Annotated in this window: 19 protein-coding genes; 12 read left to right on the top strand and 7 right to left on the bottom strand. The window is 55.7% G+C overall.

The genetic code is table 11. The annotated features are described in order from the left end of the window. Positions 1-288 precede the first annotated feature (288 nt). Together SIB88_RS00540 and SIB88_RS00535 are read right to left on the bottom strand one after the other, a co-directional pair. On the bottom strand, positions 289-1,686 hold the full coding sequence (locus tag SIB88_RS00540) for a sigma-54-dependent transcriptional regulator (RefSeq protein ID WP_114112281.1): 1,398 nt from the start codon (positions 1,684-1,686) through the stop codon (positions 289-291). Further along, on the bottom strand, positions 1,683-3,470 hold the full coding sequence (locus SIB88_RS00535) for a sensor histidine kinase (RefSeq protein WP_228195038.1): 1,788 nt from the start codon (positions 3,468-3,470) through the stop codon (positions 1,683-1,685). The genes SIB88_RS00540 and SIB88_RS00535 overlap by 4 nt, the downstream gene beginning before the upstream one ends. Positions 3,471-3,726: 256 nt before the next feature. Here SIB88_RS00535 and SIB88_RS00530 point away from each other — a divergent pair, with 256 nt between their 5' ends. The 9 genes from SIB88_RS00530 (at position 3,727) to SIB88_RS00490 (ending at position 12,509) form a co-directional block, all read left to right on the top strand. Next, on the top strand, positions 3,727-4,443 hold the full coding sequence (locus SIB88_RS00530) for a response regulator transcription factor (RefSeq protein WP_114112282.1): 717 nt from the start codon (positions 3,727-3,729) through the stop codon (positions 4,441-4,443). 89 nt (positions 4,444-4,532) lie between these two features. Next, entirely contained in the window at positions 4,533-6,182 is a 1,650-nt protein-coding gene (locus tag SIB88_RS00525; RefSeq protein WP_228195039.1) for a stimulus-sensing domain-containing protein, read from the top strand. 110 nt (positions 6,183-6,292) lie between these two features. After that, positions 6,293-6,733: an HPr kinase/phosphorylase gene (locus SIB88_RS00520; protein ID WP_412559062.1), complete on the top strand. Its 441-nt coding sequence runs from the start codon at positions 6,293-6,295 to the stop codon at positions 6,731-6,733. 10 nt (positions 6,734-6,743) lie between these two features. Then, complete coding sequence (gene rapZ / locus SIB88_RS00515; RefSeq protein WP_101246918.1) at positions 6,744-7,676, top strand: RNase adapter RapZ; 933 nt, start codon at positions 6,744-6,746, stop codon at positions 7,674-7,676. 19 nt (positions 7,677-7,695) lie between these two features. Beyond that, positions 7,696-8,100 (top strand): PTS sugar transporter subunit IIA, encoded by a 405-nt coding sequence (locus tag SIB88_RS00510; protein ID WP_101246919.1) that lies wholly within the window; start codon positions 7,696-7,698, stop codon positions 8,098-8,100. Between the two features lie 64 nt (positions 8,101-8,164). Then, on the top strand, positions 8,165-8,440 hold the full coding sequence (locus SIB88_RS00505) for an HPr family phosphocarrier protein (protein WP_101246920.1): 276 nt from the start codon (positions 8,165-8,167) through the stop codon (positions 8,438-8,440). An 82-nt stretch (positions 8,441-8,522) separates the two neighbouring features. Then, positions 8,523-10,319 (top strand): phosphoenolpyruvate--protein phosphotransferase, encoded by a 1,797-nt coding sequence (gene ptsP / locus SIB88_RS00500; protein WP_242512661.1) that lies wholly within the window; start codon positions 8,523-8,525, stop codon positions 10,317-10,319. Between the two features lie 277 nt (positions 10,320-10,596). Then, entirely contained in the window at positions 10,597-11,892 is a 1,296-nt protein-coding gene (ahcY, locus tag SIB88_RS00495; RefSeq protein ID WP_101247055.1) for an adenosylhomocysteinase, read from the top strand. Between the two features lie 233 nt (positions 11,893-12,125). Then, positions 12,126-12,509: a 5-carboxymethyl-2-hydroxymuconate Delta-isomerase gene (locus SIB88_RS00490; RefSeq protein ID WP_412559061.1), complete on the top strand. Its 384-nt coding sequence runs from the start codon at positions 12,126-12,128 to the stop codon at positions 12,507-12,509. Here the strand turns inward: SIB88_RS00490 and SIB88_RS00485 are convergent, their stop codons facing one another. Then, complete coding sequence (locus tag SIB88_RS00485) at positions 12,510-13,445, bottom strand: DUF294 nucleotidyltransferase-like domain-containing protein (protein WP_286887847.1); 936 nt, start codon at positions 13,443-13,445, stop codon at positions 12,510-12,512. A 195-nt stretch (positions 13,446-13,640) separates the two neighbouring features. On the opposite strand from SIB88_RS00485, the gene SIB88_RS00480 reads away from it, so the two are divergent. Continuing rightward, entirely contained in the window at positions 13,641-13,970 is a 330-nt protein-coding gene (locus SIB88_RS00480; protein WP_101247057.1) for a DHCW motif cupin fold protein, read from the top strand. A 10-nt stretch (positions 13,971-13,980) separates the two neighbouring features. Here SIB88_RS00480 and SIB88_RS00475 read toward each other — a convergent pair whose 3' ends face one another. Next, entirely contained in the window at positions 13,981-15,237 is a 1,257-nt protein-coding gene (locus SIB88_RS00475) for an HD domain-containing protein (RefSeq protein ID WP_101246926.1), read from the bottom strand. A gap of 263 nt (positions 15,238-15,500) precedes the next feature. Here SIB88_RS00475 and SIB88_RS00470 point away from each other — a divergent pair, with 263 nt between their 5' ends. Further along, a complete protein-coding gene (locus tag SIB88_RS00470) occupies positions 15,501-18,038 on the top strand; it encodes a PAS-domain containing protein (RefSeq protein WP_412559060.1) in 2,538 nt (845 codons plus the stop codon). A 94-nt stretch (positions 18,039-18,132) separates the two neighbouring features. Here the strand turns inward: SIB88_RS00470 and SIB88_RS00465 are convergent, their stop codons facing one another. Together SIB88_RS00465 and SIB88_RS00460 are read right to left on the bottom strand one after the other, a co-directional pair. Then, a complete protein-coding gene (locus SIB88_RS00465) occupies positions 18,133-19,089 on the bottom strand; it encodes a 2-hydroxyacid dehydrogenase (protein WP_412559059.1) in 957 nt (318 codons plus the stop codon). Between the two features lie 47 nt (positions 19,090-19,136). Continuing rightward, entirely contained in the window at positions 19,137-19,712 is a 576-nt protein-coding gene (locus tag SIB88_RS00460; RefSeq protein WP_412559058.1) for a hypothetical protein, read from the bottom strand. Between the two features lie 204 nt (positions 19,713-19,916). On the opposite strand from SIB88_RS00460, the gene SIB88_RS00455 reads away from it, so the two are divergent. Next, positions 19,917-20,531, top strand: a complete 615-nt coding sequence (locus SIB88_RS00455; protein WP_412559057.1) for a hypothetical protein — start codon at positions 19,917-19,919, stop codon at positions 20,529-20,531. Positions 20,532-20,605: 74 nt separating this feature from the next. Here SIB88_RS00455 and SIB88_RS00450 read toward each other — a convergent pair whose 3' ends face one another. Further along, positions 20,606-22,093 carry a DUF4139 domain-containing protein gene (locus tag SIB88_RS00450; protein WP_412559056.1) on the bottom strand — a complete coding sequence of 496 codons (1,488 nt, stop codon included), beginning with the start codon at positions 22,091-22,093 and terminating at the stop codon, positions 20,606-20,608. Between the last annotated feature and the right edge of the window lie 210 nt (positions 22,094-22,303).

Below are 22,303 nucleotides of genomic sequence, written 5' to 3'. Positions count from 1 at the left end.
AACGCCACCTGCGGGCAGGGCGTTTGATGCGGGCCGCTGAAATCGTCCAAGAGAGTTGATTTGAAAACAACCATTCCGTCACCCCGGACGGGGCTGGTTGAGTGGTCTCCTCCCTGTATTTCGATCATTTTATCATTTTGGTACTCGAATGTGCAATGAGTATGCCAAAACAGAAATAAAAAATACTATTTAAAATCAAATGCTTATTTTGCAGTTTTTTGACAAATCGGCATAATCTTGCCGATATGCCGGAATCAATCGGCGGATTCTTGCCGATGGGCCGGAAGCTCAGACCGGCTTTTCGCGGCGGATATTGAGCTTTTTCATCTTCTCGTTCAGGGTCCGGCGGGGGATGTCGAGTTCTTCCATCACCGACTTGATATTGCCGTCATGGCGATCAAGGGCATCGCGGATAACGCGTTCTTCGAAATCGCGCAGCTGATCGGCCAGGGCAAGGTCACCGGGCAAGCGTGATGTTTTCTCAAATCCGGCCTTGAACAGGCGCTTGAACCTTTCCTCAGGGCTTCCGACCAGAAGGACATAGCGTTCGGCCATGTTTTTCAATTCGCGGACATTGCCCGACCAGTCATGGGATTTAAGTTGCCCGATCAGGACCGGCCCCAGACGTTCATAGGGGCGTTCAAACCGTTCGGCGGCGCGTTCGGCAAAGATATCAAACAGCAGGGCCACGTCATCCTTGCGATCACGCAAGGGGGCGATGGCCAGTTCAAAAGTATTGATGCGAAACAGCAGATCTTCGCGGAATTTCCGTGCTGAGACGGCTTCGACCAGATCTTCGTTGGTGGCACAGATCAGCCGGAAATCGACCTTTACCGGGGCGTTTGAGCCGACGCGAACGACTTCGCGCTGTTCGATCACGCGCAGCAATTTGGCCTGAAGGGCAAGCGGCATGCTTGAAATCTCGTCAAGGAAAAGCGTGCCGCCGATTGCATGTTCGATCCAGCCGACCCGCTGACTGACCGCCCCGGTAAAGGCACCCTTTTCATGGCCGAAAAGTTCGCTTTCAGCAGTGCTTTCGGGAATGGCGGCACAGTTGACTGCGACGAATTTTTCGTCGCGCCGGTCGCTCAGATCATGGATGGCGCGCGCGACCAGTTCCTTGCCGGTGCCGGTTTCGCCGGAAATCAGGACCGGGACTTCGGTCGGTGCGATATTGGCAATTTCATCCTTAAGGGCGCGCATCGGCAAAGAGTTGCCGATCAGGCGACTGTCCAGACTGCCGCGCTGGGCGATCTGTTGGCGCAGCTTGCGGTTTTCCAGAACCAGCCGACGCTTTTCGATGGCACGTTCGAGGCTTTCGACAATGTCTTTGGGTTCGAACGGTTTTTCGACAAAGTCATAGGCGCCGCTTTTCATGGCCTCGACCGCCATGGGGACATCGCCATGCCCGGTCATCAGGATGACGGGGATATCGGAATCGGCTGACAGCACTGATCGGGTAAAGGTGATGCCATCGAGTTTGGGCATCTTCACATCGGTCAGGATGACCCCGGCAAAATCCGGGCGGATATCGCGCAGGGCTTCGCGGGCGTCCTCATAGACGGTGACATCGAAATCAGACAGTTCCAGCCATTGCGACAGCGCCATGCGCATGGCGGCATCATCATCGACAATAATGATGTGCGGTTTTGCGAATTGATCCTGGGTCTGATCTGATGACGTCACGTTTTCTTGTCCCTGAGCAACGGCAATCGAACTTCGAAGCAGGCACCGCCGGTGGTGGTGTTATAGGCTTTGATGGTGCCGCCAAAGTCCCGCACAATGCCATAAGTTACCGAAAGTCCCAATCCCACACCTTGGCCCGGGTCCTTGGTGGTGAAGAACGGATCAAAAAGCAGCGACAGCGTTTCGTCATTCATGCCCGGTCCGGTATCGGTAATGCGCATGACGACATCGTTGCGGTTGCTGCTCAGATCAATGCGGATGCGTTTGACCGAACTGTTTTCCATGGCATCGAGCGCATTGCGGATGATGTTTACGCAAATCTGTTCGATACGGACCAGATCGGCATGGACAAAAAGCGGTGTTTCGGGTTCGTGGCGTTCGAGCGTGCAGTTTTCAGAATCGAGTTGCGGGCTGAGAAGTTGCAAGGCGTTGTTCAGCGCGATCTTGAGGTCGACGGCCTCCAGCACGCCGGTTGATTTGCGCGAGAATGTCTTGAGCTGTCCGGTGATTGCCCCCATGCGTTCGGTCAGTGATGAAATCTGGCCGATATTCTGATCAAGCTGGTCGGTCTTGCCGCGTTCGATCATCAGTTTGGCACTGGCGCAGAATGTCCGGATGGCGGCAATCGGCTGATTGATTTCATGGGCAATGGCCGCCGACATCTGACCCAGGGCGGCCAGTTTTCCCGCCTGGACCAGTTCATTCTGGGTGCCGCGCAGTTCTTCTTCGGTCCTGCGGCGTTCGTTGATTTCTTCTTCCAGCCGGGTGTTGAGTGCCTGAATGCGTTCGAATTCGCGGGCTTCGCGCTGGGATGCCAGTTTCAGTTCGCGTTCGCGCAAGAACAGGATGACCAGCACGATCATCCCCCCGCCGATAATGGCAATCAGCATGACGGCGGCTTGGCGGTCGGTAACCTGATCCATCGAGGTCAGATAATAGATGCGCCAGTCACTGCCGCGGATCGGTTTGCTGTCAAACAGGAAGCGCTGGGAACTGATGGTGACGATGCCCGAACCCTTGGCCAGTTGCTGTCCGACATTAAGCGATGTCAGATCACGGCCGGAATATTGGCGGTTGCGCACAATGCGCGCGCGATCGGCATCCGAAAGGGGCGACAGGGTCCGGTATTTCCAGTCGCCACGACTGGTCAGGGTGATGACGCCATCGGCATCGGCAACGAAGACGGTTTCGCCGCCTTCCTGCCAGTTCATTTCAAGTTCATCGAGTTCGAGTTTGACGACAACAACCCCGATAACCGCGCCATTCTGGCGAATGGAATTGGAAATGAACAGGCCGGCCCGCCCGGTGGTGACCCCGATGCCAAAAAAGAATCCCTCGTTGCCGGCGATTGCCTGACTGAAATAGGGCCGGAAAGAATAATCCTCGCCAACGAAGCTGTCGGGCGTGTTCCAGTTGCTTGAGGCAACGGTCATCCCGGTTTTGTCGAGAACATAAAGCGCCGCCGCCCCGGACCGGTCATTGACCCGTTCAAGATAGAAATTGGCAATCTGGGCTGATTGCGGATCGGAGATCGCATCAATCACCTGATGATGGCGGGCCACGACATAGGGCAGATAGCGATACCGGTCGATTGCCGCGCGCAGGGAACTGTCATAAAGGGCAAGGCGCGCCTGTCCTGTGGTTTCAAGTTCGCGGATCGTCAGATTGCCGGTCGAACTGACGGCAAGCCACACCACCAGGGCCGAAATCACCGTGCCTGCGAAGGTCAGGCTTGCGCGGCTGAAATTGCGTAACCAGTAAAAAATTGCGGCCTCCGACAGCATCAGGGATCAATTATCCGTGTCGCGCGTTTCCGATGGATTGGCGAATTGACCCCAGGATGGTGATTGTTATTGGGCGGGTTGGCGTAAAGTCAACAAATACAGGTAAATCGCGGTGATTGCTTTACGTGTATTCGATAGGCCTTAATTATGCCGCAAGCGGTTATTTTTTCGCCACATTGGAATGTAAATTGTATAGTCGCAAAACTGAATTGGGTTTCGGCCCGCAAATTGTATCTGTCCAGATGACGAGGTCCAGGTGAGTAAGATCGCACTTGTTGATGACGACCGTAATATCCTGACGTCTGTTTCCATGGCCCTGGAAGAAGAGGGTTATGAGGTTCTGACATATTCGGATGGTTCGGAGGCGCTGCATGCCCTGACCAAGGAAGAACCGGATCTTGCCGTGCTTGATATCAAGATGCCGCGCATGGACGGATTGGAGCTTCTGACCCATCTGCGCAAGAAGACCGAAATGCCGGTCATTTTCCTGACATCGAAAGATGACGAGGTTGATGAGCTGACCGGTCTTCGCATGGGGGCAGACGATTATATCAAGAAGCCGTTTTCCCAGCGTCTGCTGATTGAACGCATCCGCACATTGTTGCGCCGTTCGGAAATCATGCGCGCAGGCGGTGTGCGCCCGAACGGATCGGATGATGTGTTACAGCGTGGGGATCTGGTTCTTGATCCGTCGCGTCACATGTGCAGCTGGAAAGGCCAGCATGTGAACCTGACCGTGACCGAGTTCCTGTTGATCCAGGCACTTGCGAAACATCCGGGCCATGTGAAAAACCGTGACCAGCTGATCGATGCGGCCTATGGCGAGTATATCTATGTTGATGACCGCACCATTGACAGCCACATCAAGCGCCTGCGCAAGAAGTTCCGCGAAACCGACAAGGAATTCAAGGAAATCGAAACGCTGTATGGCGTCGGATACCGGTATCGCGACTCTGCCACTGTTGCAGGTTGATAAGACGAATTATGGTGCCGGGACAAATATGTTCCGGCATCTGTCATTTTTGCCGGCCCGACCATGACGGGCCAGTTACGCAGGTTTGAATGAGCGATCAAAGCGCTGGCGATCAGGACCAGACGACAAGCCAGTCCGAAACACGGACGGCACGCATAGAGGAACGCCACGGGCTGTTTTCCCCGTTGACCTGGCGCATTCTTGCCGTGAATGCGCTGGCGCTGTTTGTCTTGGTGGCGGGGATTTTGTATCTCGGCCGCTACAAGCAGGAACTCATTCATTCCGAGCTTGAAGCGATGGCCGTACAGGCCGAAATGTATGCTGCTGCGCTTTCGACATCGGCCGTCAGTTCCGAAGATGATGCAACCAACCGGGTGAAACTTGAAGTCGCACGCGAAATGGTGCGCCGTCTGGTCGGGATTACCGGCGCGCGGACGCGGCTTTTTGCCACCAACGGCAAATTGATGGCCGATAGCCGCAATATCCAGTCCTTTGGCGCGGGCACCATTCAGGCCGAAGAATTGCCCGCACCGGGCGATGAAGATGCCTTTGCCGAAATCATGCGCAAACTGACAGACGGTCTTTTGACCCTGTTTGAAGGCGAGCAGCCCTTGCCGCTTTATGTTGATCCGCCGGTTGCCAGTGCGGCCGATTATCCGGAAGTGCGCGCAGCCCTTGCCGGCTATTCGCGCGGGGTGGTCCGGGTTGACAGCCAGGGGCGGCGCATTTTGTCCGTATCGGTGCCGGTGGCACGGTTCAAGCAGGTGCTGGCATCGGTGATGCTGACCAAAAGCGGCGAGCAGATCGAAAGTGCCCTGCATGCTGTGCGGCTTGATATCCTGAAAATCTTTGTGTTTGCCTTTGGCATCACGGTGTTGCTGTCGATTTATCTGGCCGGGGTGATTACCCGTCCGCTTAATCGTCTGGCGCGCGCCGCTGAGCGTGTCCGGCGCAGCAAAAACCGACAGTTCACCATCCCCGATCTTTCGGACCGGCGCGATGAAATCGGTGATCTTTCGACCACCCTTCGTGATATGACGGAAACGCTTTGGGATCGTATGGATGCGATTGAACGGTTTGCCGCCGATGTCGCGCATGAAATCAAAAACCCGTTGACGTCGCTGCGCAGTGCGGTGGAAACGGCCACCCGACTTAAAGATCCGGAACGCCAGCGCCGTCTGATGGAAATCATTGCCGAAGACGTGCAGCGTCTTGACCGACTTATCAGTGATATTTCCGACTATTCGCGCATGGATGCCGAATTGTCGCGTGCCGAAAGCGAAGAGGTTGATCTTCGGGTTCTGTTGCAGACGCTGGGTGAACTTTACAATGCCGATCCGAGCGGCCCGCGCATTCGGGTATCTGTGCCCGAAGATCTGAATGTTCCCGCCCTTGAAAGCCGGCTGACCCAGGTGTTCAGAAACCTGATTTCAAACGCCATCACCTTCAGTCCCGAAGGCGGCGAAGTCCGCGTGCGGGCATGGCGTGACAAGGATTGGGCGGTAATCACGATCGAAGATGACGGGCCGGGTATCCCGCCGGGCAAGGAAGAGGCGATCTTTGACCGCTTCTATACCGAGCGGCCATCGACCGAGAAATTCGGGCAGCATTCGGGGCTTGGTCTTTCGATTTCCAAGCGGATCATTTCCGCCCATAACGGCGAACTGAGCGCACAGAATCGGGTGGTTGATGACGCGGTCAAGGGCGCGATATTCACCATTCGCCTGCCGCTGGAATAAGATTTTTCAGGTCAGAAGCCGCCAAACGCTTATGCGGAAGGTCAGGTTGCGCCCGATCCGCTTGTTTGGTGTTTGACAACAAACGCCCGGCCCCGCATCGTTTTCCCATTATGTCCCAACTTCATGCAAACTGTGTCCAGATCGGTGCCCATGCGCTGTTATTGCGCGGGCCGTCCGGTTCGGGAAAATCCAGTATTTCCTTGCGCCTGATTGATGCGGGGGGCTGTCTGATTTCGGATGATCGGACGGACCTTGTTGCGCGTGACGGACGTTTGATCGCAACAGCGCCATCAACGATTGCCGGGTTGTGCGAAGTGCGCGGCATCGGCATTGTGCGCGGGTTGCCGATTGCCACCGAAGGCGATGTCAGGGTTCTGATTGATCTGGTGACGGACGCAACCCAGGTTGAAAGGATGCCGCACTGCACTGCCGAAGAGATTTGTGGCATAACTGTCCCGCGTTGGACATTATGTGCAACCGATCGGGCACTTGATGCCAAGATCCGGGTCGCGCTGGCAGTTGCGACCGGTGAAATGCGACTTGAAGCTTAAGGACTCTGTTTTGCAGAAAACGCCTGTCAAATCGTCTGATGACCTGCAAACCGCGCTTGGCAGTTTTGATGGCAAAAGCGGTCTTGTTCTGGTCACCGGTGTATCGGGGGCCGGTCGGACGACCACCCTTAAGATCCTTGAAGATTTCGGGTTTGATGCGGTGGATAACCTGCCGCTTCGGATGTTGTCGGCACTGGTGCCAAGCGATTGCCGCCCCGACCGCCCGATTGCCATCGGACTGGATATCCGTACCCGTGATTTCGGCGTGGACCAGTTTGTCGACATTGTCGGACGTTTGCGCAAACAGACCGGCATGGAACCGTTGATGATCTATGTCGATGCCGAGACATCGGTATTGCAGCGCCGCTTTACCGAGACGCGGCGTCCCCATCCGTTAAGCCACGACCGGCCGCTGGTGGATGCGATCGAGCATGAAAAACGCCTGATGGCGCCGATTGCGGCGACGGCGGACATGCGGATCGACACATCCAGAATGAAATCGGCCGAACTTCGCAAGATCCTTCAGGACCAGTTCGACATTGGCGAAAACGAAGGCATGGCGATTTTTGTCAAAAGCTTTTCGTTCCGTCAGGGCGTGCCGGCAGAAGCCGATCTGGTTTTTGACGTTCGCTTTCTGCGCAACCCGCATTATGATCCCGAGCTTCGCCTTTTGACCGGGATGAATGACCGGGTGGGCAAATATATTGAGGAAGACCCGGACTTCGCAGGGTTCATCACCCGTTTGAAGGCAATGCTGGAGCCGATTTTGCCGCGCTATGCGCAAGAAGGGAAAAGCTATCTGACCATTGCGATCGGATGTACGGGTGGACAACATCGTTCGGTTTATATCGCGCGGATACTCAATGACTGGATTGCCGATCTGGGATATGACACACATCTCGGACATCGAGACAAGCCAGATGAACCGACATCGGGGGAGTGACTAAAATGGAGAAAACTGCATGATCGGGATGGTGCTGGTCACCCATGGCGATCTCGCGAAAGAGTTCGTATCTGCCTTGCAGCACGTCGTTGGCGAGCAGGAAAATGTCGAAGCGGTCTGTATCGGACCCGATGACGACATGGAACAACGCCGTTCGGACATTCTTGCCAGCGTCGAAAAGGTCGATAGCGGCAAGGGGGTTGTCCTTTTGACTGACATGTTTGGCGGGACTCCGTCCAATCTGGCGATTTCCATCATGGAACAGGCAAATGTCGAAGTTATCGCAGGGGTAAATTTACCTTTGTTGATCAAACTGGCATCTGTTCGCATCGACGGGACACTGGCCGAGACGGTAAATGCGGCCCAGGATGCCGGACGCAAATATATCAACGTCGCGTCGCGTCTGCTAAGCGGCGAGGAATAAGTCAGCAACAAAAATAAGAAGGCCGGATGTATCGCGATCACGCATCCGGCTGGCGGGGACATAGATGGCGCAAAAGGAAAAACGAATCCTTACGATCAGCAACCAGCGTGGATTGCACGCGCGGGCGGCGGCGAAATTTGTTAAACTGGCTGGTGAATTTGAATCCAGCATCATGGTCCGCAATCGCGGCACCGAAGTTTCGGGCGTATCGATCATGGGGCTTATGATGCTTGCGGCATCGATTGGCACCGAGATCGAAGTCGAAGCCACCGGACCGGACGCCACCAAGGCGATCGAGGCCCTGAACGAACTGGTCGATGCAAAGTTCGACGAAGAATAAGCCGACCGGCAATACCCAAGATTTCTGAAACCAAGACTTCTGACTTTCGGGAAAACAACAAGAACAGGTTCTGACCCCAGGTTTGCAAGTTCCGCCAAAAGACACAACCATCACCGACGATCACGCAACCGGCGCACGCCGCGTCATTACCGGGCTGGGCGCATCGGGCGGAATTGTGATTGGTCGGGCCTTTGTTCTGGACCGGCAATATATCCAGATCAGCCGCAAACCGGTTGCCGAAGACGCCATTCAGGCCGAATGCAAACGTCTGCATGACGGTGTTGGCGAAAGTATCGATCAGCTAAAACGGCTGAAATCCCAATCATCGACCGCCGACAGTGCCGCCTCCGAGGAGCTTGGCTTCCTTCTGGATGCCTATATCCACATGCTGACCCAGTCGCGTCTGGTACGCGGGGCAGAAGAACTGATTGTGTCGCGCCGCCTTAATGCGGTGCATGCGGTCAGCGAAGTGATCGACGCCATCGCGACCCAGTTCTCGGGCATGGATGATCGCTATATCGCCGCACGCGCCACCGATATCCGCGAGGTAGGCCTGCGTCTGATGCGCTGTCTGATGGGGGAAACCGACCGGGCGGTGGACAAGGCCCCCAAGGGGGCGATCCTGATTGCAGAAGATGTCAGCCCGGCCGACATGGCACGGTTTGAACCGGGACAAATGACTGCGTTTGTCACGGCCCTTGGCGGGGCCGAGGGGCATACCGCAATCATGGCGCGATCCCTTGGTATTCCGGCGGTTCTCGGGGCGGCTGATATCATTCGTGGGGTATCTGGCGGGGATCAGATCATTGTCGATGGCGGGCGCGGTGAAGTCATTCTGTCGCCGACGGACGCCGATATCGAACATTACAGTCAGCGTCGTGCTGACTGGCTGGCGGCACGTGACAAGCTTGCTGCCCTTCGTGATGTGCCATCGGCGACGCGCGACGGGGTGGATATTGATCTTCATGCCAATATCGAATTGCCGATCGAACTTTCGGCCGCCCTTGAAAACGGGGCGACGGGCATCGGGCTTTTGCGCAGTGAATTCATGTTCATGAACAAGGATTACCTGCCCGACGAGGATGAGCAATACGAAGAACTGGCCGATATCGTAAAGCGGATGGACGGCAAACCGGTGACGATCCGCACCCTTGATATCGGGGGGGAAAAGCTGGCCGTCGCCTTGCAGTCGGAAATCGCATCGGGGCCAAACCCGGCCCTTGGTTTGCGCGGTATCCGGTTGTCGCTTCGGAAATCGGAACTTCTTGAAGTGCAGTTTGCCGCCATCTTGCGGGCGTCGCTGCATGGACCGGTGCGGGTTCTGATCCCGATGGTGGTCGGGGTGCATGAAATGACCCGGGCGCGCCAGATATATGAATCTGTGGCCAAACGCCTGCGCAAGGAGGGGCATGCCATCCCCGAAACCTTGCCACCACTGGGCGCAATGATCGAAATTCCCGCCGCGGCGATTGCCATTGATACCCTGTCGCGGGAATGCGATTTCTTTGCGATCGGGACCAATGACTTGACGCAATATACCCTGGCGATCGATCGGACCGATGATCAGGTCGCGGGTCTTTATGATCCGCTTAACCCAGCTGTGCTGCGCCTGATCCGGGATGTGATCCGGGTGGCGGGCGAACGCGACATTCCGGTCAGTGTTTGCGGGGAAATGGCCGGTGATCCGCGCTATGTACCGCTTTTCATCGGGTTCGGGTTGCGCAATCTTTCGATGTCGCCGGTCAATCTGTTGCCGGTCAAACAGCGGCTGCGCCGGCTTGATACCCGCAATTCCCACCATCAGGCCAATCGGGTCATGGAGCAATGGGATTCGGCGCGGATCGCCATGATGCTTGACGATTTTAACGATCTGGCCTGATTGCACGGCCGGGCGGTCTTGCCCAAACAGACAATCATCCCGACATAGGGGACACCCAAGTCAATTTGCACGGCGATCCGGCGGATTTCGGCGGCGCGTTGCCGTTTGCGCGATGCATGTTGCGTATTTGGGCAAAAAAAGACTTGAAAACGATATAAAGAAATCTTTATATGTGACCCATCGCGGTCAGGGAAGTGATCGCAACAGAATTTCTCGGCGTATCGGCAAGACCAGAAGTCTTTGGCGGATGCGCCATTCCTGTTTGATTGGAGACGACATGTCGAACTTTACCGATTACAAGGTCGCGGACATTTCGCTGGCCTCGTGGGGCCGCAAGGAAATCGCGATTGCCGAAACCGAAATGCCGGGCCTGATGGCGCTGCGCGAAGAGTATGGCAATGCAAAACCGCTTGCTGGCGCACGCATCGTCGGCTGCCTGCACATGACCATCCAGACCGCAGTTCTGATCGAGACGCTGACGGCACTTGGTGCTGAAGTTCGCTGGTCGTCGTGCAACATCTTCTCGACCCAGGATCAGGCTGCTGCGGCGATTGCGGCTGCTGAAATTCCGGTCTTCGCATGGAAAGGCGAAACCGAGGAAGAATTCTGGTGGTGCATCGAGCAGACCATTTCCGGTCCGAACGGCTGGAAGCCGAACCTTATTCTTGATGATGGCGGCGACGTTACCCAGCTGATCCACGACAAGTATCCGGAACTTCTCGAAGACATCAAAGGTCTGTCGGAAGAAACCACCACCGGTGTGCATCGCCTTTATGAAATGGCGAAAAAAGGCACGCTCAAGGTTCCGGCGATCAACGTCAATGACTCGGTCACCAAGTCGAAATTCGACAACCTTTATGGCTGCCGTGAGTCGCTTGTTGATGGCATCAAGCGCGCAACCGACGTGATGGTTGCGGGCAAGATCGCCGTTGTTGCCGGCTTTGGCGACGTGGGCAAAGGTTCTGCTGCTTCGATGCGCAGCCAGGGTGCCCGCGTTCTGGTAACCGAAATCGATCCGATCTGTGCGCTTCAGGCCGCGATGGAAGGTTACGAAGTCACCACCATGGAAGACGCAGCCCCGGTTGGTGATATCTTTGTCACCACCACCGGTAACATCGACATCATCACGCTTGACCACATGCGTGCGATGAAAGACCGCGCAATTGTCTGCAACATCGGTCACTTCGATTCCGAAATCCAGATCGGTTCGCTGCGCAATTACAAGTGGGACAACGTCAAGCCGCAGGTCGACGAAGTCGAATTCCCGGATGGCAAACGTCTGATCGTTCTGGCCGAAGGTCGTCTGGTCAACCTTGGTTGCGCAACCGGTCACCCGAGCTTTGTGATGTCGGCATCCTTCACCAACCAGGTGCTGGCACAGATCGAGCTGTGGAAAAACCACGCGAACTACGAAAACAAGGTTTATGTCCTGCCCAAACACCTTGATGAGAAAGTTGCAGCCCTGCATCTTGATCGTCTTGGCGTGAAACTGACCAAACTGTCCCAGGAACAGGCTGATTATATCGGCGTTCCGCAGGCTGGTCCGTTCAAGCCGGATCATTACCGCTACTAATCGGTTATCACCGATCTGCATCAAAGCCGGTCTGTTCGTTCAGACCGGCTTTTTTGTGTTTGATGCCCATGGGATTGACACCTGATCGGGCAGAAACAAAAATCGATGCACAGCAAATTGAAAAGGTTCTAGGATCGGGTGTGACTTATATGATTGTATGGGAAGCTGAACTGATGTGAGCCGGTTCTTTCCGGCTTGTCAGCGCCATTCCGCCACCACAGAGAAATCGATCCATGCCCCAGCTTGAAATCGAATATTCCGCCAAACTGCCGATTGCCGACGAGTTGTCCAAGCTTGCGGTTGATCTTCATTATGTTATCGCGCGCGAAGCCGATGCGGATCTTGGGTCCTTCAAAACCCGGATTACACCGCTTGAAAATGTGGTGATTGCCGATGGCAGTGACCGGCATGCCATGGTTCATCTTGATATCCGCTTATTGTCGGGGCGCAGTGAACGGGCGAAATTTGCCACCGGCGAAGCGGCCCTTGCGGCCTTGCGCGACCGGCTGGAATGGCTGGTTGGGGATTATGCGGTGCAATTTACCGTCGAGGTCCATGACCTTGATCGGGCCAATTACCACAAACATGTCACCGGTGTTGCACAGGTGCCCGGCTGATTACATCAGAAGGGCTTCGTGGATCGGGTGATCTGGCCCGTACCGGTCATTGAGAAGCTTGATCAGCTCACGCGAGAATTCCTTGCCGGCATCAAGCAACGACCGTAATTCCGCATCATTGCGATCATGCGGGCCGACCCCGTCCAGACGTGCCCGTACATCGGGATCGGACAATTCGCGCAGGAACCGGTCATAAAGTTCAAGCGCAGGCAGGCTTTTTTCACCAAACACGGTTTGCAGGCGCGTAATAGGCGGAAGCTGTAAAAGTTCCGACAGTTTTTCACGTTTCCCAGCATAATCACGCCCCGCAGTTTCAGCAGCCGCAATAATGCCGCCGAAATAAAGCATTTTACGTGAAAAGACGAGTTTCAGGCGCCGTGGTGCCCAGGCCTTGCTGGCGTCGCCTTCGCGGGTTTTGATTTCAAAATCGACACTGATGGTCCGGTAATAGCGGATCACATCATTGACCAGAAATCGCGCAATCGAGTCCCGGGTGACCGATGTGGTGACGTAATTGGCGATCAGATCGTCAAAGAATTTGCGTTTGCCAGCCTCGTTATAAAGCCATTCGCATTCCAGCAGGAACAGCAGCCGCCGGGTGGTAATCGAGTTGGTATCGCCATCCAGACCGATGCGATTTACCAGTTCCTCGGCGGTGACATAGGATGAAAACGGGCCGTTTACGGCCGGTTTGCGGGTCACCATTTTGCCAAGGATATCGGCGACGTCCTGATGGGGTGCCTGATCACGTTCGGCTTCGCGGCCAATGATGAAGTAATCAAGATCGGATTGATCGGATGCCTCGTGCCGGCCATAGGAACCGGTTACCACAACGCAAAAATTATCACCCGTCAGGCGTTTGCCCAACGCATCACGCATCTCTGCCAGACGACGGGCAGAGTAATCCTGATTGGTGGCGATGGTTGCGGGTAACAAGATCGGGACAGCCTCTTGGTGCGACTCGTTGATTACCAACTATCTGCGTAAAGGTTAAAGATTAATACCGCGTTTAACTTATATGGGGTGTGCGGGATTAAGATGATTGACGGTCCGGTTAAAAAGCCCAAACTTGGCGCCCGGGTTCCGGCACCGGAAACCGCGCCCCACAGATTTTTAGAAAAGATTCCCGCCATGGACATCGCAAATTTGCCATTCGGCACGACCGACTGGTCAAGTGTTGAAGCCACCAGACATCCCGGCGAGACCGGATTTGCCACCTGGCGCACCCGACAATTCGGTCCGATCCGGGTTCGAATGGTGCAATATTCACCGGGCTATCTTGCCGATCACTGGTGTTCGAAGGGGCATATTTTGCTGTGCCTTGAAGGTGAACTTGTGACCGAACTTGACGATGGCCGGACCTTCATTCTCAAACCCGGTATGAGCTACCAGGTGGCCGACAATGCCGAAGCCCACCGTTCATCAACCAAAAGCGGTGCGACCTTGTTTGTGGTCGACTAGGATTCCGGATTTAGTCAAACAGGCTTGCTGCTGCGGCCTGTTGGGCCGGGTCGGTCAGGCTGCCGACGCGTCTGAGGAAGGAATGCTTTTCCTCGTAATAGCGTTTTGACAGATCGGCAAAGCAGCGGACTTCGACATCCTTGTTGATGTGAAACTCGCGGCGCGGGACTTTGGCCTCGTTCAGGTCAAAGGTGCTGGCCGACGCGCTGATCTGGTGGTCAACCGCGTCGGCAACGCCATCAAGCTCGATCCGGTTTTTCAGGCTGTGCAGGAATTTCTTGAAGGCCGGGTGGCTGTTCAGGAACGCCTTTTCAGTCAGAAGGAAGTCATCGGCGGCAAAGTCCGGCGCATTTTTAACGACAAATTCGCGGCACAGATGGTCGGTGGCAAAGCACATCGGACCAAAAATGAAATTGCGATAGATGTCTTCCTTGAGCTGCCAGAATTTGTCGAGGCGTTTGAGCGAGTCCGCATCAAGTTTGACGGCAGCTTCGAGCAGCAGGCGCGGGTGACAATGAACGTGATTGGGATGCACATAGGTTTTCGTGCGGCTGATCCCTTCGAGCGTGTCGATATTGACCGGGCCGGAAAACAGGCTGGCATGCGGGTGGTTTGATTTCTTGGACAGAAGCGCGATCACTTCATCAGGATCAACATTGTGTTTGACCAGCAGATGATTGACCGACAGATCAAGTTCGACTTCGCCGGTGATGATTTTTTCGGTCAACTGATGGTGGTTCAGGTTGAACCGCCGGGCAAATTCCGGTTCCAGCGTATGGGAAAACGGGCCATGGCCGATATCATGCAAAAGTGCCGCAGCACCGAGCAAATCACAATCGGCATCCGATAACCCCATCAGGCGGCAATAGCGTTGCGAAAGAAGGGCAACGCCGATGGTGTGGTCATAGCGCGAATGACGGATATTGGCCGGGCGTCCATTGGGATGGAACAGATAGTCGATTGCGCCCAAAAACGAGATTTCACGCAGCCGCTCAAAGGCATGCGATGCGATCAGCTTTTTATGCAGCGGCCGGTCAAAGGCCGAGGCGATCTGGGCGCGTTTGAAATGGTAGTTATATTGCGGGACATCACGAAACAGCAGTTCCCATTCGGCAATGTCATCGGCGTTGAAATTGCTGTCAAACAGATCGCCGATTTCAGGGCCGGTATTTTGCGCGGCCTTCAGCGCGGCAGAGTCCTTTTGTGGTGCGGCCGGCTTGGCCGCCGCACGTGGAGCAAAAAGATCTAGCTGCGGTTTGGGACTCATCTGAGATTATAGATACACTTGATCTGTTACGAATGTCGGTCCCGCAGACATAAACGGATTCAGTGCCCATGTCATTGCGGTTTTTCCACAGGCGAACCCCGTGAAACACGGCTTTGCACAAGGCTGTTGCCGAGATGATGCGAAACGGTGGTAAAAGCACCCTGTTTTCACCATAATAATAGCTCATAAACACAAACGGTTAACAACACGTGACACGGAACGCATCCGAGCAAGCTTCCAAACTGAGCGGGGGAAGGAAACAGGTGAGGGCATTTTTGCGCAACTTGCCCAGATGTCGGCTGTCTGCCCTTCTTGCGGGCGGAACGGCGTTCGCATCGATGCTGTTTCCTGCTGCAAGCCTTGTTGCCCAGGAAAAATTTCGCCTGAATGCACCGGCGCAAACCGCCGCGCCCGAAGGAATCGGTGCTACAATTTTCGGAAGTCTTGCCGGACTAAGCGACCGTGACTGGCTGGTGGTTGCACTTGCCGCTGTTGGCGGGGCGGCGATTGCCGGCTGGATCGGGTGGCGGATGTCGCTTCGGATGCGCCGCCATCTTGAAGAAGTTGAAGATCACGAACATGAGCTGGCCGGCGAGAGCGAGCTTTTCACCCATCTTTTGTTTGCCGGGCCCGATCCGGTTTATTACTGGAGCCAGCAGGGCTTTGCCGAAGGCGCAAGCCCGTCTTTGCGTCGGGCGTTTCAGCTGGGCACGGATGGCCGGTTCCCCGATTTGCTTGATCTGTTGCGCGACGAGGATGCCAAGGCCCTGAAGGAGCGTGTGCGCAACCTTAAGGCCGGACATGACCGGTTTGAATTGTGGATCACGACCCTTGATGAGCGCAAATTCCACGTTACCGGCATGGCCGCACGCAAGGACCGGTCAAGTGAGGTTCTGGCTCATGGATTGTGGTTCCGCGATGAAACCCGCCATACGCGCGAACGCGAAAGCCAGTTTGGTGATTTTCAGGCCCTGAAGCACGAGGTATCGGGCCTTCGGGTGTTGCTTGACAGTTTGCCGTTCCCGGTATGGCGGCGCGATAGCGAATTGCGTCTGATTGATTGCAATGCGGCCTATGCCGATGCGGTCGAGCAGCCAAGCATCGAGGATGCGCTGGCCAATCAGGCCGAAATCGGTGCGGGGATCATTCCCGATCACGGGCGGTCGCTTGCCGCATCGGTTCAGCGCAATGGCGAAAGCCTGACACGGGATTATCATGTGGTGATCCGGGGTGACCGCAAATTGCTGCGCATTACCGAATCCCCGTCCACCGATGCCAATGGATCGGACGGGCTGATCGGGTTTGCGATTGATTGCACCCCGGTCGAGGAATTGCAGTCCGATCTGTCGCGCCATATTCGCGCCCATGCCGAAGTTCTGGAAAATCTGGGAACGGCAATTGCAGTTTATGGTGGGGACAAGGGACTTATTTTCTTTAACACCGCCTTTACCAAGCTTTGGGATCTGGATGACGAATGGCTGTGGTCGGAGCCGACCCATGACGATGTTTTGCGCCGCCTGCGCGATGAACGCAAACTGCCCGAAGTCACCGACTTTACCCAGTTCCGCAATGCCGAAAATCAGCGATTTACAGATCTTCTGAAGCCTGAAGAAGATTTGATGCATCTGCCAAATGGCATGACATTGCGCCGGTTCATATCGCCCCACCCGTTTGGCGGTCTGATGTTTGTCTATGAAGACGTCACCGACAAGCTGGTGCTTGAAAGTTCCTATAACACCCTGATTGCGGTTCAGCGCGAGACGCTTGAAAGTCTGCATGAAGCGGTTGGCGTGATCAGTGGCGACGGGCGGTTGCGCCTGTATAACCATGGCTTTGCCGATCTGTGGGGACTTGATCCGGCCTTCCTTGATGCGGCGCCGCATCTGGCCGAGGTCGTTGAAAAATCCCGGGACTACTGGCGCGAACGCGAAGACTGGGAAAAGTTCAAAAGCCGGATGGTGGCACGTATCACCAATCACGAGCCGATGAATGGACGACTTGAACGGGCCGATAACACCATCATTGATTTCGCCATTGTGCCGCTGCCTGACGGGGCGGTGATGATGTCCTATATTGATGTGACCGATACCATCCGGGTCGAACGTGCGCTTCGTGAACGTAACGAGGCGCTGCGCACCGCCGATCAGATGAAGTCGGATTTCATTTCCACGGTATCGCGCGAACTGACCAAGCCGCTTGATCATATCAATGGCGAATCTGATCGTTTGATCCCGCATCTGACCGGCAATGTGGCGCGTTCGGTCGAAACCATCCGGGCCGAAGCACAAAGCATGCTGGCCCTTGTTGATGATATGCGTGATCTGGCGACATTGGGGTCGGGGCAGGTTGCACTTGAACTTGATACGGTGGATCCGCGTCGCCTGTTACGGTCGCTGGAGGCCCTGACACGGGCCCGTCTGGCCGAACTCAATGTGTCACTGCGTCTTTATTGTTCGCGCAATATCGGCTGGATGGTGGCCGATGAACGCCGCCTGAAACAGGCATTGTTCATTCTGGTCACCAACGTGTTGCGCACCGCCCCCGAAGGCAGCGAGGTCTCCGTGGTGGCACGCCGCCGTGGCGAGGATATCGAAATTTCGATATCGCTGTCGGACGAAGCCCCGCAACCGATGCTGTTTGAAGGGTTGCGTGATGGCGAATCGCCATCGGCCCGCCGTGCGCTTGGCATGGCGATGGTTCGTGCGGTGGTCGAAATCCATGGCGGTCGCGTCAAGATCAGCCGCGATGGCCGCGAGATCGCCTGTATCCTGCCTGCTGGCGAAGAAAGCGATCTGGGATAGGTGGCGATAGGGTCGCCAGACAGCAAACAGGTTTGGGAAATGAAAAAGGCGCTGGTACCAGCGCCTTTTCCTGTTTCGGGTTCGGGGATACCGATCAGACCGAATAGGGGACTTCCTTGCCAGCGACAAAGGCGTCGATGTTATCAAGCGCACGGAAGCCCATGGCATTGCGGGTTTCAACCGTGGCTGATCCCAGATGCGGCAAAAGGAACGTGTTTTTAAGATCGCGATAGGCCGGTTCGATGTTTGGTTCACCTGCAAAGACATCAAGGCCGGCCGCCGTGAGTTTGCCCGATTTCAGGGCCGCAATCAGGTCACCATCATTGACCACATCACCACGTGCGGTATTCACGATGATCGCGCCATCAGGCAGCTTGGCGATGAAGTCGGAATTGACCATGCCGCGGGTTTCCGGGGTCGACGGGCAATGCAGCGACAGAAAGTCACAATGGGGCAGCAGGCCATCAATGCTGTCGTGATAGGTCGCACCGAGTTCCTGATCAGCGGGCAGCCGGCGGCGATTATAATAGTGGATTTCCATATCAAAGCCGCGCGCGCGTTTGGCAACGGCCTGACCGATGCGGCCCATACCAACAATGCCAAGACGTTTGCCGGTGACCTGGGTGCCCATCAGATGGGTCGGACGCCAGCTTGACCAGGTGGCGTTGCGGACTTCGGCCTCGCCTTCGCTGGCACGGCGGGCTGCACCAAGGATCAGAAGCCACGCGATATCCGCAGTCGCATCGGTCAGAACGCCCGGTGTGTTGCCGATAATCACGCCCTTTTTCCGGGCTGCAGCCAGATCGATATGATCGGTGCCGACCGAGAAGGTGGCGACAATTTTGACGCTGTCGGGCAGTTCTTCAAAAAAGGTCGCATCAATCGGATCGCCAACGGAAACAAGGGCCGCGTCTGCGCCGTGGCACAGGGCCAGGATTTCATTGCGCGACAGCGGGTCGTCCCCTTCCTGTGTGCGGATGTCATAGCTTTGGGCGGCGCGTTTGGCGACGGCTTCGGGCAATTGACGGGTGGCGGCAAGGACGGGTTTCATTTTTGTGTTTCTCCCTGATGAAGGTGATTTTTCAAATCGTTATAAAGTCAGAATAACTGCCCGACGGCCAAACGGATACCGATTGATGTGATGACAATCGATAACAGGAAATCGGCAATGACAATGGCGCTGGCAGTGGGAATTGGTACGGACAGGGTCAGGCGGGTGATAAAGATGCTGTAAACCAGTGTCGCGATCACCGCAATCATGACAAACCCGCCGGTGCCAAGCATCGGAAACAGCACACCGAGTGCCAAAGCCAGCAGATAGACACCCATCTGAAGGACACTTGCCCAGTTATAGACGGTCATAAAGGCGACATAGCGTTCGGCACGGCCCAGCATCGGGGTGATGTGAAACATCAAAAGCGGAAAGGCCACCCATTTGATGACATAGGCGATGACTTCGGTCGTCATATAGCGCAGGACCGGAAAGTCATCCGGGGCGGAAACAAGATCATGCCAGCGCAGAAACGCAAATGCCGGAAAGATGATCACAGCCGCCAGAAAGGACCGCCAGAATCCTTCGAGCGAGAAATTGAAAAACGCAAGTCCACCCGTATCACCACGGGCGATACGCCATGTGCCAAACAAGGCACGCAGAGTTTCGGTTTGTAAGCTCATCGAAGACTGATTTCCGGGCAGTGGGGCAAGTTGAAATGCAATCAGGTCCCCAAGCCTATCAGGCTGCCCAGTACAGTGAAACAGCTTATCGCGGGTTATCCCCCCAGGAGGTGCGATCCTTCACAAAACACCTGTTCAAAACGTCTTTTTGAGGCGCGGTCATCGTGCAGCACGAGGGTTGAACAACAAACTGGCAGGATCAGGATGGGGGACAAATCGGACGAATATGCGTTGCGTTTGTCCTATCTTGAACAGGCGGATGCCAATTCGCTGGCGGTGGCGCGGTTGTATCTGGAAATGGCAAGCGGCCAGCATTATCGCGACCGTGAATATGCCCTGAGCCTGTTTGACAAGGCCGATGCGATTTTCGCCAAACATCTTCCGACATCACGCGATGCGGCGATTGCGGGTCTTGCACTTAGTCTGAATAATCGGGCGGCACTTGAGCTTGAGGCCGAAGAATGGGACTGGGCGATTGATGCAGCCAGTCAGGCCGTGGCACTCAGACGCGACAGGCTGCGCAATTGCGTCGGGCGCAAGGATGATACTGAGCGCCTTGATCTTGGTTATTCGCTGGCGGCACTTGTTTTGGCCATGCGCGGAGCCGGGCATAATGATCGTGCCTGTGATGCCGCGGCCGAGGCAATTCACGTATTGGGCAAGTTTGCCGGGATGCACAATCAGGAAGCGTTTGTTCTTCTGACCAAGCTGATCTGCATTTACGCCGATTTATGCAATGTGATCGGGCGTCTGCCCGATGCCGCATTGCTGTTGCCATTGGCCAAGGCGTTCTACAGCACACGAAAAGGCCGCACGTAACCGCCCGGCCAGATAAAAAACGGCTGCAAAACCATGGGTCTTGCAGCCGTCGGGAAGGGTGGGTGGAAAGGGACCTAGCGGCTGCTTTCGACTGACCAGCTGACCTTGATTTCGGATTTTGCCGGGACCTTGACCGTCCAGGTGATCAGGCCGGGATCCGGGCGGTCATGTTTGTGGCTTTCCTTGGTGACCGTCCAGTCAGACGGTACATTTTCGCGAAGGGTGACAGTTTCTTCGCGGTCGCTGGTGTTACGGATGGTCCAGTTCAGATCTGCCTTGACCGCATCAGGCAGGTTCGGGCGCGCCGTGCGCGAGAAGGTGGTAACTTCCCGGGTGCCTGAAAGTTCACTGGCCTGACCGATCGGCAGGATCGCATCGCGTCCGACCGGGGTCAGCGACATGTAATTTTCCGCAAGGAAGCCGGTGTCACCCGACGGGGCCTTGGCAAAGATGCGGGTGATGCCGGCAGGCCATGGACTGTTTTCATCCGCGCCGCCATCATTGGTCAGTTTCAGTTCAAGATCGGGACGGACAAAATCGGTCTGGCTGCTTTGGCCCATGCCATAAGGGTTGCTTGATGCCTGGAAAATGGCCCGGCGTTCAACCGGTAAAATCTGGGCATCAATCAATGGCAGGATGACCGTGTCGCCGTTTTTCATCGAAAGATCGTTGAACGGACCATAGACATGCAGATTTTCAAATGTCTCGCGGTCCGGGGCACCGGCACCCGGTGCGGCACTGTCGGCCATGGCGGACATCATCATTTCGGTGCGCGCACCCTTGGCCATTGGTGATGCGCCGACCTGGTTCATGTCGCCGGCAACAAGGCGAAGCTGTGCGCCATCGATGGCGCTGCCCGAATTGTTGGTGACACGCGCAATGGCCGAGAGTTTGAGCTGGTTTGTCTGACTGTCATAAACCGCAACATAGGACGTGTTCCAGCCAATCCCGCCCAGAAGATAGGCCATCGAGACATGGTCAAGCGGGGCTGTGGTGGCAATGTCGGCATCAATCGACGGACCGGTGGTGAAATCGTCCGGCAGGTCGTTGATTATGATCCGATCCATTGGCACCTGTTCGATCCCGGCATCGGTCTGAACCAGTGCAAGATGGGTCAGGGCAACAAGTTTGCCTTCGATCAGGTCGTCATCGCCACGGCGAATAGTGACGGTTTTGCCGATCTGATCGCGCAGCAAGCTTTCAAACGCGTTGTAGCCATTGCCGCGATTGCGCAATGAGGTCCAGACCAGATCACTGTCGGTCGCAGTGCCGATCAGAAATGAATCATCAATCAGGGTGGTGGGAAGCCCGCTGATGCGCAGCGTGCTTTGACCATCGGGAATGGTGGCTTTGCGCTGTTCGGCGATCAGCGACAGATTGCCCGGATAAACCGTCAGCTGCAACTTGGTGCGCGCATCCGTCGAAAGCGGGATGGCCGGGCCAAGATTGTTGCGTTCCTCGACTGTGCTTTGGGCACTGGCCGCTTCGATATCCTGTCCGAAAAATACCGCCGTGCCCAACATCGCAGCCAGCGCAAAACGGTTACGCAAAGTTCCAGCCATTTCCGGTCCCTTGATTGATTTTAAAGAAGTAATGACTGCTACCATCGCGTGAAAAGATGGCAGGATCAAGGAAAGGGCTGGACGATTTTAAGTGCCGCGTCAAAAGCGTCGGACAAGGCCAAGTCATTGCCGCAAAAATACGTCCTGTCTGACATGGTCGCGACAATAGCGACCATGTCAGACAGGGGCCGGTATCAAACGGCGTCTGAA

The sequence above is a fragment of the Thalassospira sp. MIT121401 genome (genome assembly GCF_047125595.1).
Classification (GTDB): Bacteria; Pseudomonadota; Alphaproteobacteria; order Rhodospirillales; family Thalassospiraceae; genus Thalassospira; species Thalassospira povalilytica.
The sequence above is the reverse complement of the archived record's forward strand: the minus strand, read 5'-3'. Positions and strand labels throughout refer to the sequence as shown.

Bases quoted from the DNA above. Each gene is read 5' to 3' on its own strand.
- SIB88_RS00535 (WP_228195038.1), bottom strand. From the start codon at position 3,470: ATGCTGTCGGAGGCCGCAATTTTTTACTGGTTACGCAATTTCAGCCGC.
- SIB88_RS00525 (WP_228195039.1), top strand. From the start codon at position 4,533: ATGAGCGATCAAAGCGCTGGCGATCAGGACCAGACGACAAGCCAGTCC.
- SIB88_RS00450 (WP_412559056.1), bottom strand. From the start codon at position 22,093: ATGGCTGGAACTTTGCGTAACCGTTTTGCGCTGGCTGCGATGTTGGGC.
- SIB88_RS00465 (WP_412559059.1), bottom strand. From the start codon at position 19,089: ATGAAACCCGTCCTTGCCGCCACCCGTCAATTGCCCGAAGCCGTCGCC.
- SIB88_RS00490 (WP_412559061.1), top strand. From the start codon at position 12,126: ATGCCCCAGCTTGAAATCGAATATTCCGCCAAACTGCCGATTGCCGAC.
- SIB88_RS00455 (WP_412559057.1), top strand. From the start codon at position 19,917: ATGGGGGACAAATCGGACGAATATGCGTTGCGTTTGTCCTATCTTGAA.
- SIB88_RS00520 (WP_412559062.1), top strand. From the start codon at position 6,293: ATGTCCCAACTTCATGCAAACTGTGTCCAGATCGGTGCCCATGCGCTG.
- SIB88_RS00480 (WP_101247057.1), top strand. From the start codon at position 13,641: ATGGACATCGCAAATTTGCCATTCGGCACGACCGACTGGTCAAGTGTT.
- SIB88_RS00510 (WP_101246919.1), top strand. From the start codon at position 7,696: ATGATCGGGATGGTGCTGGTCACCCATGGCGATCTCGCGAAAGAGTTC.
- SIB88_RS00505 (WP_101246920.1), top strand. From the start codon at position 8,165: ATGGCGCAAAAGGAAAAACGAATCCTTACGATCAGCAACCAGCGTGGA.
- ahcY (WP_101247055.1), top strand. From the start codon at position 10,597: ATGTCGAACTTTACCGATTACAAGGTCGCGGACATTTCGCTGGCCTCG.
- SIB88_RS00475 (WP_101246926.1), bottom strand. From the start codon at position 15,237: ATGAGTCCCAAACCGCAGCTAGATCTTTTTGCTCCACGTGCGGCGGCC.
- SIB88_RS00460 (WP_412559058.1), bottom strand. From the start codon at position 19,712: ATGAGCTTACAAACCGAAACTCTGCGTGCCTTGTTTGGCACATGGCGT.